Source organism: Rhodococcus sp. NPDC019050, assembly GCF_055664235.1.
The window spans coordinates 372999-386223 of the sequence record NZ_JBVOON010000002.1 but is presented as its reverse complement, the minus strand read 5'-3'; the positions used below and the strand labels follow the sequence as shown (position 1 = coordinate 386223).

Annotated in this window: 11 protein-coding genes; 2 read left to right on the top strand and 9 right to left on the bottom strand. The window is 68.6% G+C overall.

Annotation, left to right across the window (positions count from 1 at the left end):
• Positions 1-3: 3 nt before the first annotated feature.
• Positions 4-1191, bottom strand: a complete 1188-nt coding sequence (aroC, locus tag AC0B44_RS04415; RefSeq protein ID WP_471901697.1) for a chorismate synthase — start codon at positions 1189-1191, stop codon at positions 4-6.
• Between the two features lie 48 nt (positions 1192-1239).
• Entirely contained in the window at positions 1240-1884 is a 645-nt protein-coding gene (locus AC0B44_RS04410) for a prepilin peptidase (protein WP_471901696.1), read from the bottom strand.
• A 130-nt stretch (positions 1885-2014) separates the two neighbouring features.
• Between AC0B44_RS04410 and AC0B44_RS04405 the strand changes: the two genes are divergently transcribed.
• Entirely contained in the window at positions 2015-2389 is a 375-nt protein-coding gene (locus AC0B44_RS04405) for a DUF1622 domain-containing protein (protein ID WP_471901695.1), read from the top strand.
• A gap of 28 nt (positions 2390-2417) precedes the next feature.
• Here the strand turns inward: AC0B44_RS04405 and AC0B44_RS04400 are convergent, their stop codons facing one another.
• Both AC0B44_RS04400 and AC0B44_RS04395 read right to left on the bottom strand, forming a co-directional pair.
• Positions 2418-3668, bottom strand: a complete 1251-nt coding sequence (locus tag AC0B44_RS04400) for an RNA polymerase sigma factor (RefSeq protein ID WP_471901752.1) — start codon at positions 3666-3668, stop codon at positions 2418-2420.
• Positions 3669-3673: 5 nt separating this feature from the next.
• The gene (locus AC0B44_RS04395) at positions 3674-4027 is read right to left on the bottom strand and encodes a YciI family protein (RefSeq protein WP_471901694.1); all 354 of its coding nucleotides are present in this window, start codon (positions 4025-4027) and stop codon (positions 3674-3676) included.
• A gap of 138 nt (positions 4028-4165) precedes the next feature.
• Between AC0B44_RS04395 and AC0B44_RS04390 the strand changes: the two genes are divergently transcribed.
• The gene (locus tag AC0B44_RS04390) at positions 4166-5749 is read left to right on the top strand and encodes a glutamate synthase-related protein (RefSeq protein ID WP_471901693.1); all 1584 of its coding nucleotides are present in this window, start codon (positions 4166-4168) and stop codon (positions 5747-5749) included.
• Positions 5750-5774: 25 nt separating this feature from the next.
• Here the strand turns inward: AC0B44_RS04390 and AC0B44_RS04385 are convergent, their stop codons facing one another.
• The 5 genes from AC0B44_RS04385 to AC0B44_RS04365 all read right to left on the bottom strand — a co-directional run bounded on the left by AC0B44_RS04385 (position 5775) and on the right by AC0B44_RS04365 (position 13105).
• Positions 5775-6614: a shikimate dehydrogenase gene (locus tag AC0B44_RS04385; RefSeq protein WP_471901692.1), complete on the bottom strand. Its 840-nt coding sequence runs from the start codon at positions 6612-6614 to the stop codon at positions 5775-5777.
• On the bottom strand, positions 6604-8373 hold the full coding sequence (locus tag AC0B44_RS04380; RefSeq protein ID WP_471901691.1) for an endolytic transglycosylase MltG: 1770 nt from the start codon (positions 8371-8373) through the stop codon (positions 6604-6606). The genes AC0B44_RS04385 and AC0B44_RS04380 overlap by 11 nt, the downstream gene beginning before the upstream one ends.
• Positions 8370-8888: a Holliday junction resolvase RuvX gene (gene ruvX / locus AC0B44_RS04375; protein WP_471901690.1), complete on the bottom strand. Its 519-nt coding sequence runs from the start codon at positions 8886-8888 to the stop codon at positions 8370-8372. The genes AC0B44_RS04380 and ruvX overlap by 4 nt, the downstream gene beginning before the upstream one ends.
• Before the next feature lie 2 nt (positions 8889-8890).
• The gene (gene alaS, locus AC0B44_RS04370) at positions 8891-11557 is read right to left on the bottom strand and encodes an alanine--tRNA ligase (RefSeq protein WP_471901689.1); all 2667 of its coding nucleotides are present in this window, start codon (positions 11555-11557) and stop codon (positions 8891-8893) included.
• Between the two features lie 135 nt (positions 11558-11692).
• The gene (locus AC0B44_RS04365; RefSeq protein WP_471901688.1) at positions 11693-13105 is read right to left on the bottom strand and encodes a replication-associated recombination protein A; all 1413 of its coding nucleotides are present in this window, start codon (positions 13103-13105) and stop codon (positions 11693-11695) included.
• Positions 13106-13225 lie beyond the last annotated feature (120 nt).

The following is a 13225-nucleotide window of genomic DNA, read 5'->3' as shown; positions in this document are numbered from 1 at the left end:
CCTCTACCGCGGCGGACGCGCCGCAATACCTTTCAGGTAGTGGTCGATGTTGCTCACCGTTTCGGGAAGCGAGTCGCCGCCGAACTTTTCGAGAGCGGCCTGTGCGACGACGAGCGCGACCATCGCTTCCGCCACGACGCCCGCAGCGGGCACCGCGCACACGTCGGACCGCTGATGGATGGCGACGGCCTCGTCGCCGGTGGTCATGTCCACGGTCGACAGTGCGCGGGGAACGGTCGAGATCGGCTTCATCGCGGCACGGACCCGCAGGGTCTCGCCGTTCGTCATGCCGCCTTCGATACCGCCTGCGCGGTTGGTGGAGCGGAGCACACCGTCGGGGCCGGGTCGCATCTCGTCGTGAGCGGCGCTGCCGCGTCGCCGCGCGGTCTCGAACCCGTCGCCGACCTCGACACCCTTGATCGCCTGAATTCCCATGAGCGCCGCGGCAAGTCGCGAGTCGAGGCGGTCGGCGCCACTGACGAACGAGCCGAGCCCGACGGGCAGTCCGTGGACGACGACCTCGACGATGCCGCCGAGGGTGTCGCCGTCGCGCTTGGCGGCTTCGATCTCGGCGATCATCGACTCTTCGGCGGCCTTGCCGAACGCGCGCACCGGGCTCGCGTCGATCGCCGCGAGGTCGTCGGCACCGGGTTCCGGTCCGACGTACGGGTCGGATGCCCCGATGGAGATCACGTGGGAGACGACCTCGGCGCCGAATGCCTGCCGGAGGAAGTTGCGGGCCACGGTTCCGGCCGCGACGCGCGCCGCCGTTTCTCGTGCACTCGCGCGTTCGAGCACCGGTCGGGCGTCGTCGAATCCATACTTGAGCATGCCCGAGAAGTCCGCATGTCCGGGGCGGGGACGCGTGAGCGGCGCGTTACGCGCCTGGCCGTCGAGCAACTCCGGCGCGACCGGGTCGGCCGACATGATGGTTTCCCACTTCGGCCATTCGGTGTTGCCGATCTCGATGGCGATCGGACCGCCGAGCGTGCGTCCGTGCCGGACGCCCCCGATGATGGTGACCTTGTCGGCCTCGAACTTCATGCGGGCGCCGCGACCGTAACCGAGCCGGCGGCGCGCGAGCTGCTCCGCGATGTCGTCCGATGTCACCTCGACAGCGGAAATCATCCCCTCGAGCATCGCGACGAGGGCGGGACCATGGGATTCTCCAGCAGTTATCCAACGCAGCACACCGATATCCTTCCACGCGCGCCGCCCGTGCGGTGACGCCACCCCTGGTCACCCCTCCAGGCAGAATCCCAGCAACGCGGCGGCACACATCGACGGCCCGTGCGGCACCCCGGGCGGCGTGGGCCCGGCACGGGGAACCCGGCGGCGCACGACCCCGAGCATCGCGACGACCAGCACGGTCAGCACCGACGGGAGCAGTGCCGCCACCAGCCACGCCCGCGCGCCCACCACAGCGGTGACGCCGCCGAGCGCGAACGCAAGTTTGACGTCGCCGGCTCCCAGTGACCGCGGCGACGCCAGGTGCACGACGAGCATGGGCGCCGTCATCATCACGGCACCGACCAGCGCCGCAGCGCCGTGACCGGTGATCGCGGCGACGGAGAGCACCGAAACTCCGCCGCCGAGGGTGAGGACGTTCGGCAGCCGCCGCACGAGGATGTCGACGGTGGCCAGTGCGACGCACCACCAGCCGAGGGCTGCGAATCCGAGGGCTGCGCTCGGCGTGGCACCGAATGTCGCCACGGCGCCGATCAGCGCGCACGCGATCTCACACATCCCGGACGCGGGCACCCTGCCCGCCGATCGGGCTGCCAGCGCGTGCACCGCCGAACCCGCCGCGGCCCCCGCGACCACTCCCCCCACGATCATCACGGATGCCAGCGTGCCGCTGCGCGCAGCACGTCCGGCTCCCATCGGCGTCCTCCGCCGCGTTCGGTGGAGAAACACGCGCCCTGTGGACAGAGCACGATTCCGGCCCAGAATCGACGGACTCTGCGAGCATCGACGGGAGGTCTTGCCGCTCACCGGAAGGAACGCTGGAGACATGGAGCTTTCGTCGGTCCTCGAGCACGTCGGTTCCGCCATCGACGTCGTGGGTGTCGCGGCCATCGTCCTGGGAGCCGCGCTCGCCACCTGGACCGCGGTGGCGGCTCGCGTGCGCTCGCCGGGGATCGCGGTCTACGAGCAGTATCGGCGCAGTCTGGGACGATCGATCCTGCTCGGTCTCGAATTCCTGGTGGCGGCGGACATCATCAAGACCGTGGCGGTCACCCCGACATTCACCTCGGTCGGGGTCCTCGCGCTGATCGTGCTGATCAGGACATTCCTGAGCTGGTCGCTCCAACTCGAGATCGACGGTCGGTGGCCCTGGCAACGACGTACAGCGCCTGAGACGCCCGCGGCGCCCCCGGCTTCTTGACCTCCGCGTCGGACGAGGGACTCGGGAATCACGTGGGCGCGCCACCGGTGAGTTCGTCGCGTCGGCTCAGCAGGAAGGCACGCTCGACGTCGTTGGCCGCACGGTCGGCGGCCGTTTCGTACGCGTCCGCCGCGTCGCGTGAACGGCCCAGGCGGCGCAGCAGATCCGCACGCGCGGCGTGGAAGACGTGGTAGCGGTCGAGATCCAGTTCGCCGACGAGTCCCAGCGCCACCTCCGGTCCTTCCACCTCGGCGAGTGCGACGGCCCGGTGCAGCGCCACGACGGGCGTGGGGTGAAGGACGAGCAGATGATCGTAGAGCTGCACGATCTGAGCCCAGTCCGTCGCCGACACGGTCGCCGCGTCGGCGTGCACGGCAGCGATCGCCGCCTGGAGTTGATACGGACCCGGCCGGTTCTCGCGCAGGCAGTGCCGCACGAGATCCTGACCTTCGCGGATGAGGGTCCGATCCCAGATGGACCGATCCTGGTCCGCGAGCAGCACCATCCGACCGTCCGCAGCGGTCCGGGCCGGCCGGCGCGATTCGCCGAAGAGCATCAGTGCGAGCAGCCCCGCCGTCTCGAGGTCGTCGGGGAGGAGTTCGCGCAGTTGCCGCACGAGCCGCAGTGCCTCGGCGCCGAGGTCGGTATCGCCGAGATCCACCCCGCCGCTGGTGGTGTGGGATTCGGTGTAGATCAGGTACAGGACCGCGTGCACCGCACCCAGCCGTTCGGGAAGGTCGGTCGCGGACGGCGTGCGGAACGGAATCCCGGCGTCGCGAATCTTCGCCTTTGCTCGTGAGATGCGTTGCGCCATCGTCGATTCGGGAACAAGGAACGCCCGGGCGATCTGTGCGGTACCGAGACCTCCGAGAAGCCTGAGGGTGAGCGCCACCCGCGTGGCCGGCGCGAGGGCGGGATGGCAGCACGTGAAGATGAGCCGCAGGCGGTCGTCGGGCAGGCCGGGCTCGTCGAGGGCGGTGAAGTCCGGTGTGCTGTCTCCGGGTAGGCGCAGCAGTCGCGCCGCGTCGGCGTGTTTGGCGTCCCGCACGTTCTCGCGCCGGGTGCGATCGATGGCGCGTCGCCGTGCAGTGGTGATGATCCACCCCGCAGGGCTCGGTGGGATCCCCTCGCCGGGCCAGCGGTCCACCGCGACGGTGAACGCCTCCTGCACCGCGTCTTCGGCGAGGTCGAGGTCGCCGAAGACGCGGGTGAGCACCGACACCGCACGCCCGTACTCGTCGCGGAAGATCCGCTCGATCTGCGTCGACGTGACCGACATCGGATTCAGCCGCGCGACACCCACTGCAGGGGCCGCACCTCGATCGGCAAGGTGGTGGCCTCGGAGAGCTTGCGTCCCCAGACGAGCGCAGCGTCGAGATCCGGCGCCTCGATGACGTCGAAGCCCCCGAGGTGTTCCTTGCCTTCGATGTAGGGCCCGTCGGTCGTCACGACGCCCTGACTGCCTGCCCGGAGGACGGTCGACGTGCTTGCCGCGTGGAGGCCTCCGGAGAAAACCCACGCTCCGGCTTCACGCATCTCGTGCTGGAGGACCTCCAGCTTCCGCATGATCGGCTCGAGTTCCTCGGGCGGCGGCGGGTCTCCGTCGGGTTGATAGATGCTGAGCAGGTACTGGACCATTGCCGTTTCCTTCTCTGCGGTGGCCGGCTGTTCCGGCCGCTCATCTACTACACGAACGATAGGCGGCAGATTCGACATCCACCGGTGCGAAGGAGACAACCGGGCACGGAGGCGCCGCACTCCGCCTACCGTGAGGTCATGGACTGGTCGAAGGCCCTCGGCATCCCGGCTGCGGCTCTGGCCGCGGTGGCGTCCTACGACCTGCTTCAGCGCAAGCACTCGCTGTTACGGAACTTTCCCGTCGTCGGACACGCACGGCATCTGCTCGAGACTGTCGGACCGGAGTTGCGGCAATACATCATCACCCGCAACGACGAGGAGCGTCCGTTCACCCGCGACCAGCGCCGATGGGTCTATGCGTCATCGAAGCAGGAGAACAACACCTTCGGATTCGGCACCGACAACGACGTCGAACACACCGATGGGTACACCATCATCAAGCACCGCACCTTTTCGCAGGTCCCCGCATCCGGCGCCCCGCACAGCGGGGAGGGGCTCGAGGTGCCGTCGGCGAAGATTCTGGGCGGACCGCTGGGCCGGGCGAAAGCCTTCCGACCGCGTTCGTTCGCCAACATCTCGGGGATGAGCTTCGGATCCCTGTCCTCGGCCGCGGTGACCGCACTCGACAAGGGCGCTGCCGCCGCCGGTTGTATGCACAACACCGGTGAGGGTGGCCTGTCGCCGTATCACCGGCAGGGCGCCGATCTGATCTTCCAAATCGGCACCGCGTATTTCGGGTGTCGTGACGAGGAGGGCCGATTCGACCTGGACCGGCTTGTCGCACTGACCGAGTCGGCGCCTGTCAGGGCCATCGAGATCAAGCTCAGCCAGGGCGCGAAACCCGGATTGGGAGGTCTGCTGCCCGCGGCCAAGGTCACGCCGGAGATCGCCGAAATCCGTGGCGTGCCGGTGGGACGGGACGTGGTGAGCCCGTCCCGGCACACGGCCTTCCACGACGTCGGCAGCATGCTCGATTTCGTCGAACTCGTCGCCGCGGAGACCGGACTTCCCGTGGGAATCAAATCGGCTGTGGGAGATCCGACGTTCTGGCAGTCGCTGGTGGAGTCGATGCGCAGCGGCGAACGCGGCGTGGACTTCGTGACGATCGACGGCGGTGAAGGTGGCACCGGTGCTGCTCCGCTCGTGTTCACGGATGCGGTCTCGTTGCCGTTCCGCAGTGCGTTCGCGCGGGTCTACCGGCAGTTCGCCGAAGCAGAACTCGCCGATCGTGTCACCTTCATCGGGTCCGGCAAACTCGGTCTGCCCGACAATGCCGTCGCGGCATTCGCCCTCGGCTGCGACATGCTCAACGTCGCGCGCGAACCGATGTTTGCGCTGGGCTGCATCCAGGCCCAGAAGTGCCACACCGACACCTGCCCGACCGGTGTGGCCACCCACAACCGCTGGCTGGAACGAGGACTCGACGTTCCGTCCAAGGCCGCACGAGTCGAGGATTACCTGCGGGCACTGCGGCGGGACGTGTTCAAGGTGGCGGAAGCCTGCGGGGTCGTGCACCCCGGTCTGATCGGCGCCGAGGACGTCGAAGTCGCCGACGGCAATCGCCGGTCGGTGACCCTCGCCGAACTCTACGACTACCGCGAGGGGTGGGGATTGCCGAGCCCCGCCGACCGCGAGGAGATCACCCGGATCATGACGATCCGGACTCCCGAGTCACACGGAACCGGGTCTCCGGGGGCCTCGACCGCGCCTCCGCGAGGCTAGCCGGAGGCTGCCGAACGGCCCTGTTTCAGACGTAGTCGAGACCCACCGCGCGTGCCATCGCCTCCCGCGGCGCGGGCAGGCCGGTGAACTGCTCGACCTGTCCGAACGCCTGGTTGAGGAGCATGTGCAGTCCACTGACGACCACGCCGCCGCGGGTCTTCGCCGCGGTGGCCAGTGGAGTCGGCCACGGATCGTAGATCGCGTCGAGGATGAACGGCGCCCGCGCGAGCGCATCCGCATACGGCGCTGCCGCCGCCGCGGGCACGGTGCTGACCATGACGTCTGCCTCCGCGCACACCTGCCCGAGGCCGGGAGCGTCGAACGAAAGCCACCGCGCCTCGACGTCGTCGCCGAGGCAGTCGAACGTGGCCCGCGCACGACCTTCGTCCCGCGCGACGACCGTGACGTGGCGGACGCCGAGATCGGTGAGCCCCACGAGCGCAGGACGCGACGTGCCCCCGGAACCGACGACCACCGCGGACCCGTCGCGCAGGTCGCGCACGCCACCGGAGCGCAGTGCTCCGGTGACGCCGTCGACGTCGGTGCAGTCCGCCCGCCACCCTCCGGGCACCCGCACGAGGGTGTTGGCCGACCCGATGGTCACCGCACGCTCGGTGCGCTCGGACGCGAACTCGAGAGCCGCGAACTTGCCGGGCATCGTGACCGACACACCGACCCACTCGTCACCGAGTCCCCCGACCAGATCAGCCAGTTCCTCACCGGTGCACTCGATCCGGTCGTAGGTCCACCCCGTCAACCCGAGTGCCCGGTACGCCGCGAGGTGCAGCAGCGGTGACTTGGAATGCTCGATCGGTTTTCCGAGGACCGCTGCCTTGCGGACGCCCGGGTTCGGGTCATCTACCACTGTTGAGAATTCCGCTTTCCAGAGCTTTTTCGGTGTTGACGAGATGTTCTTCGTAGTTGTTCGCGAACAGGGTCGTGCCCTTGTCGTCGATCGTCACGAAGTAGGTCCACTCCCCCGGTTCGGGGTTCTCCACCGCCTGCAGGGCACCGATACTCGGCGACGAGATGGGTGTCGCGGGCAGGCCCACGCTCGCGTAGGTGTTCCACGGGGTGACGAGCGCGCGGTCCGCGTCGGTGGTGGCGAGTTCCGTTTCGTCGAGTGCATAGTTCACCGTGGAGTCGAACTGCAGCATCTGCCCGATCTCCAGGCGGTTGAGGATCACGCGCGCGACTTTCGAGAAGTCCGCCGGCAGTGCTTCCCGCTCGACGAGCGACGCGGCGACGAGCAGTTCGTACGGCGTCAGACCGACCTTGGCGGCAGCCGCGGTGATGCCGGTCTCGTCGTACTTGGCGGCACTCGCGGAGACGAGGCTGCGCAGGACCTCGATCGGTTCCGCGCTCGGATCGATATCCCAGCTTCCTGCCGCGATCAGCCCTTCGAGCTGGCGTGCCCGATCGGGAACGTTCGCGACCGCGTCGCGTGCCCACTCCGGCACTCCGAGTGCGTCGAGGTCGGGGCTCGCGCCCGCTGCTTCGAGTTCCTCGTAGGTCAGACAGCTCGGCGTGCCACCGTCGTCGTAACAGCTCGCTTCGGAGATGAGGGTGTAGATGCCCTTGCGCACCGCGCCGGTGTTGACGTCGCGGATGTCGTGGAGCTGCCGGCCCTCGGAGACGACGAATGCACCGACGCGGCTGGTGTCACTCACCAGCGCCGCCACCGCGTCGACCGCCGGGACGTTGGTCGGCACCCGGTAGTAGCCCGGGTGCAGGGCGTTCATGCCGGAGTTCTGCACGGCCGCTTCGTAGAACGCCGCAGAGCTGGCGACGACACCCTTCTCGACGAATTCGGTGCCGATTTCCTGGGCTGTGTCGCCGGGCTGCACCTGCACCACCACTTCCGGGCCGGCGGGACCGGTGAAGTCGGGTGCCGGATCGGGTCCGGTCAGCTTCGTGTAGGCGAAGTAACCACCAGCCAGCACGACGACGAGCACCATAGCCGCGGCCAGCGACCCGACGATGCGTCCACGCTTCTTGCGGGCGTCCGCACCCCCGGCGCGTTTGCCCCGGCCGTCCTTTGCTCCGACCACAGCGGGCGTTGCCCGTGTCTCGGAGGGATCCTCGTCCTCGTAACGGTCCGAGTCGACGTCGTCGTCTGCGGCGGCATACCCGTCGGAGGTGTCGTAGCCGTCGGACGTGTCGTAGCCGTCGGCGGTGTCGTCGTAGCGGTCGTACTCGTCGCCGGTGTCGTCGTAGCGGTACCCCTCACGCTGCGCGTAGGAGTAGCCCTCGGCGTACTCGTCGTCGGCGTAGGCGGGCCCGCCCCGGCCCTGATCGGCTACGTAACCCTGATCGGGTGCGTACCCCTGATCGGGTGCGTAGCCCTGGTCGGGCGCGTACCTCGGGTCGGGCGCGTACCTCGGGCCGGGCGCCTGACCGGGAGGTGGACCGTCGAAGACGCCCTCCTCGAAATGCAGCACGTTCGTCTCGTCGTCGTCCGGCGAACGTGACGGACGGGGCTGCGGCGGTGGTGGCCCGTCATAGCGGTAGCCGCCCTGTGCGCCCCGCTCGGCGGATCCGCCGTAGTTGCCGGCGTACGGATCGGAGAACAACCCCTGCCGTGTGTTGTCGGAACGGTCGTCGGACTGCCCGTGTCGGTTCACCGGCTTCCCCCGCGGTCTCCGTCGGCTTCGTTCACTGCTGCGCTCCGCTCGTCCAACCAACCCTGCAAAATGGCCACGGCCGCGGCCTGGTCGATCACCGGCCGCGCGCCCCTCGCGCTCACCCCGCTCTCGCGGAGGGCACGCGCCGCAGTGACCGTGGTGAAACGTTCGTCGGCCATGCGCACGGGAACATCCGGTAGCTGCCGACGAATGCGCCGAGCGAAGTCGCTCGCCAGTTTCGCGGCTTTGCCGGGCTCGCCGCGCAGCGTCTGCGGCAGCCCGACGATAACCTCCACCGCCTCGTATTCCATAACAATTTGGACAATGCGCCGGATATCCGGCGCGTCGGGACCGCGCTCCTTCGACCGCGGCACCGTTTCGACGGGCGTGGCGAGGATGCAATCGGGGTCGCTCGAGGCGACGCCGATCCGCACGCTGCCGACGTCGATTCCGATTCGTCGTCCCCGGCCGGGGTCGTCGGCCCCGGGTCGGTCCGGGCCCGGCAGGCCAGCCACGCTCAGCCGGCCAGCTCGCTGAGCCGGGCACGAACCGCGTCGATCGCGGCAGGGATGCCGGCCGGGTTCGATCCGCTCCCCTGTGCCATATCGGGCTTGCCACCGCCGCGACCGCCGATCGCGGGCCCGAAGCTCGCCACGAGGTCACCGGCCTTGATGCCCATCGACTGTGCGGTCTTGGTGGTCGCCACGACGAAGGGCACCTTGCCGTCGGTGTTCCCGAGGAGCAGCACCACGGCGGGCTCGGAGCCCAGTCGGCCCCGCACATCGGACGCCAGGGTGCGCAGTTCGTTGCCCGCCACTCCCTCGGGCGCCGTGTCCGCCACCACGAGGAGGTCACCGATCCGCTGCGCCTTGCCGACGTAACCGGCGGCGGCAGCAGCCACGTTGGCCGCACGCGTCTTCTCGAGTTCCTTCTCGGCCGCCTTCAGCCGCTCGATGAGCGACTCCACGCGTCCGGGCACCTCTTCCGAGGGGACCTTGAGCGTCGAGGACAGCCCTGCAAGCAGCGCACGTTCCTTCGCGAGGTGCCGGTAGGAGTCGAGTCCGACGTAGGCCTCGACACGGCGGACACCCGATCCGACGGACTGCTCGCCGAGCAGGGTCACGGTGCCGACGTGCGACGAATGCTGCACGTGGGTACCGCCGCACAGCTCCATCGAGAACGGGCCGCCGATCTCGACGACACGTACCTCGTCGCCGTAGTTCTCGCCGAAGAGCGCCATCGCGCCCATCTTCTTGGCCTTGTCGAGGTCGGTGACGAACGTGTTGACGGGATAGTTCGCCGCGACGGCCTCGTTGGTGACGACCTCGATGTCGTGCTTCTGCTGCTCCGACAACGCGCCCGGCCAGGAGAAGTCGAACCGCAGATAACCGGGCTTGTTGAGCGAGCCGGCCTGCACGGCGTTCGGGCCGAGGACCTCACGCAGCGCGGCGTGTACGAGGTGCGTGCCCGAGTGGCCCTGGGTCGCGCCCTTGCGCCATTCGGCGTCGACCTGCACGAGCACCGGATCGCCTTCGGTCACCTGTCCTTCGAGGACCGTGACCTTGTGCGTCCACAACTGCTTGGCGATCTTCTGGACATCGTCGACCTTGATCTTCAGGCCCGGTCCGGTAATCGTGCCCACGTCGGCGATCTGGCCGCCCGACTCCGCATAGAGGGGGCTGCGGTCGAGGATCAGCTCGACCTTCTGCCCGGCAGTTGCGGTGTGGAGGCGTTCGCCACCGGTGATCACCGCGAGCACGTGCGCCTCGGTCACGAGTTCACCGAAGCCGGTGAACTCGGTGGGGCCACGATCGAGGAGTTCCTTGTAGACCGTCAGATCGGCGTGCGCGTGCTTGCGGGCCCGCGCGTCATCCTTCGCACGCTGGCGCTGCTCGGCCATGAGCGAGCGGAAGCCGTCTTCGTCCACGCTCAGTCCGGCCTCGGACGCCATCTCGAGTGTGAGGTCGATCGGGAAGCCGTACGTGTCGTGCAGCGTGAATGCGGCGGTGCCTCCGAGGACGGTGCGCCCCTCCGCCTTCGCGGCGTCGACAGCACCCTCGAAGAGTTTGCTGCCGGTGCCGAGCGTCTTGAGGAATGCGGTCTCCTCGCCCACCGCAACGGTCTCGATGCGGGAGAAGGACGTGGCCAGTTCGGGGTACGAGGGCGCCATGGTGTCTCGGACGACGGCCATGAACTCGGCCATCGTGGGCCGGTCGGCGCCGAGCAGTCGCGCCGAGCGCACGATCCGGCGCAGCAGACGCCGCAGGACGTAGCCACGGCCGTCGTTGCCGGGGTTGACGCCGTCGACGATGAGCATCGCGGCCGTGCGGGCGTGGTCGGCGATCACCCGGAAGTGGACGTCGTCCTCGTGCTTGGCGCCGTACACGGCACCCGTCAGTTCAGCTGCCTTGTCGATCACGGGCCGGAGCAGATCGGTTTCGTACACGTTCTCGACGCCCTGGAGCAGGAACGCCACACGCTCGACACCCATACCGGTGTCGATGTTTTTCTTCGGCAGCGGACCGAGGATCGGGTAGTCGTCCTTCGAGGTCCCCTCGCCGCGCTCGTTCTGCATGAACACGAGATTCCAGATCTCGATGTAGCGGTCCTCGTCGGCCTCCGGGCCGCCTTCGACGCCGTAGTCGGGGCCGCGGTCGTAGAAGATCTCGGAGCACGGGCCACACGGTCCCGGGATTCCCATGGACCAGTAGTTGTCCTTCATGCCTCGCCGCTGGATGCGCGACTCGGGCACGTTCATCTTGTCGCGCCAGATCGCGTAAGCGTCGTCGTCGTCGAGATAGACGGTGACCCAGAGCTTTTCCGGATCGATGCCGTATCCGCCGTCCTCGACGGACCCGGTGAGCAGCGACCACGCGAAGGCGATGGCCTCTTCCTTGAAGTAGTCGCCGAACGAGAAGTTGCCGGCCATCTGGAAGAACGTGTTGTGCCGGGTCGTCTTGCCGACCTCTTCGATGTCGAGCGTGCGCACGCACTTCTGCACCGACGTCGCCCGGTTGTAGGGCGGGGTCTGCTGCCCGAGGAAGAAGGGCACAAAGGGAACCATGCCGGCGTTGACGAACAGAAGATTCGGATCGGCGAGGATCAGCGACGCGCTGGGCACCTCGGTGTGGCCGGCCTTCACGAAGTGATCGAGAAAGCGCCTACGGATCTCGTGGGTCTGCACGTCGATGGTCCTTTGTCGTGTGACGGTTTCCGGGAACTGCCCGGTGTGGCCTGCAGGCCGCGTGAAACGGCCATCGTTAAGCCTAACGCGCCGATGCAATCGACTTCCGGTCGGTCCGACGGGGGTCGCTTCCGTCTACCGCTGCCCCCGCACGATGCGGCGCAGCTTCGGGACGCGCGACGCCAGCTCCCGTTCGGCGCCGTGGTTGGTCGGCGCGAAGTAGTCGATTCCGACCAGTTCGTCGGGCGCGTACTGCTGGGCGAGCACACCGTCGGGATGGTCGTGGGGATAGCGGTATCCGACGGCGTTGCCGAGTTTCTGCGCGCCCTGGTAGTGCCCGTCGCGCAGATGCGGGGGCACCATCCCTGCCTTGCCCGCTTTGACGTCGGCGATCGCCGCGCCCAGCGCGGCCGTGACCGCACCCGACTTCGGGGCGGTCGCGATGTGGATGGTGGCCTGGGCGAGAGCCAGTTGCGCCTCGGGCATCCCCACCTGCTGTACGACCTGGGCTGCCGCCACCGCAGTCTGCAACGCGGTGGGATCCGCCATACCCACCTCTTCGCTGGCCTGGATCATCAGGCGCCGTGCGATGAAGCGCGGGTCCTCCCCCGCGACGATCATGCGCGCCAGGTAGTGGAGGGCGGCATCGACATCGGAGCCGCGCAGGGACTTGATGAACGCACTCGCGACGTCGTAGTGCTGGTCGCCGTCGCGGTCGTACCGGACCGCGGCCTTGTCGATGCTCGACTCGACCGTGGCGAGATCGATGACGGCGCCACCGTCGCCGGCGCGGTCCACCGCGGTCTCGGCGGACGCTTCGAGCGCGGTCAGTGCGCGACGCGCATCGCCGCCGGCGAGGCGCACGAGATGATCGAGCGCGTCGTCGGTGATGTCCACCGTGCCACCGAGTCCCCGCTCGTCGACCCGTGCTCGCTCGAGGAGTTTGCGGATGTCGTCGCTGCCCAGCGGTTGCAACTGGAGTACCAGCGAGCGCGACAACAGCGGCGCGACGACGGAGAAGGAGGGGTTCTCCGTCGTGGCCGCGACGAGCAGCACGATCCGGTTCTCGACGGCCGCGAGCAGCGCATCCTGCTGGGTTTTCGAGAACCGGTGGACCTCGTCGATGAACAGCACCGTCTGCTCGCCGTGGGTGAGGCGGCGGCGTGCCACGTCGATGACCGCGCGCACATCCTTCACCCCGGCGGACAGCGCCGACAACGCCTCGAACCGGCGGCCGGTCGCCCCGGAGATCAACGACGCCAGGGTGGTCTTGCCGGTGCCGGGTGGCCCGTACAGCACCACCGACGCCGCTCCGGAGCCCTCCACGAGTCGCCGCAACGGAGCGCCGGGTTCCAGCAGATGTTGCTGGCCGACCACCTCGTCCAGGCCCGCCGGCCGCATCCGCGCGGCAAGCGGGGCTCCCGGGCCGGTCGGCGCGGCAGGCGCACGGCGGATCTCGGGTTCCGGTTCGGGTTCCGCCTCGCGGGGTGTCTCGAAGAGGGCGTCGGGTGCTGCCGAAGGATCATCCGTCCCGAATACGTCACTCACGACTCCGACGCTACAAGCCCGCGCCGACCGTCGCGGGCGCGGACCGCGGCGAACAAACGGTGACATTCGGGTGCATATCTGCCGTTTGCCCCAAATGGCGGCCTACGTCGTGGTCGGATC

Excerpts from the sequence above, each read along its gene's own strand:
- AC0B44_RS04390 (WP_471901693.1), top strand. The coding sequence starts at position 4,166 with ATGGACTGGTCGAAGGCCCTCGGCATCCCGGCTGCGGCTCTGGCCGCG.
- AC0B44_RS04395 (WP_471901694.1), bottom strand. The coding sequence starts at position 4,027 with ATGGTCCAGTACCTGCTCAGCATCTATCAACCCGACGGAGACCCGCCG.
- AC0B44_RS04405 (WP_471901695.1), top strand. The coding sequence starts at position 2,015 with ATGGAGCTTTCGTCGGTCCTCGAGCACGTCGGTTCCGCCATCGACGTC.
- AC0B44_RS04400 (WP_471901752.1), bottom strand. The coding sequence starts at position 3,668 with ATGTCGGTCACGTCGACGCAGATCGAGCGGATCTTCCGCGACGAGTAC.
- AC0B44_RS04410 (WP_471901696.1), bottom strand. The coding sequence starts at position 1,884 with ATGGGAGCCGGACGTGCTGCGCGCAGCGGCACGCTGGCATCCGTGATG.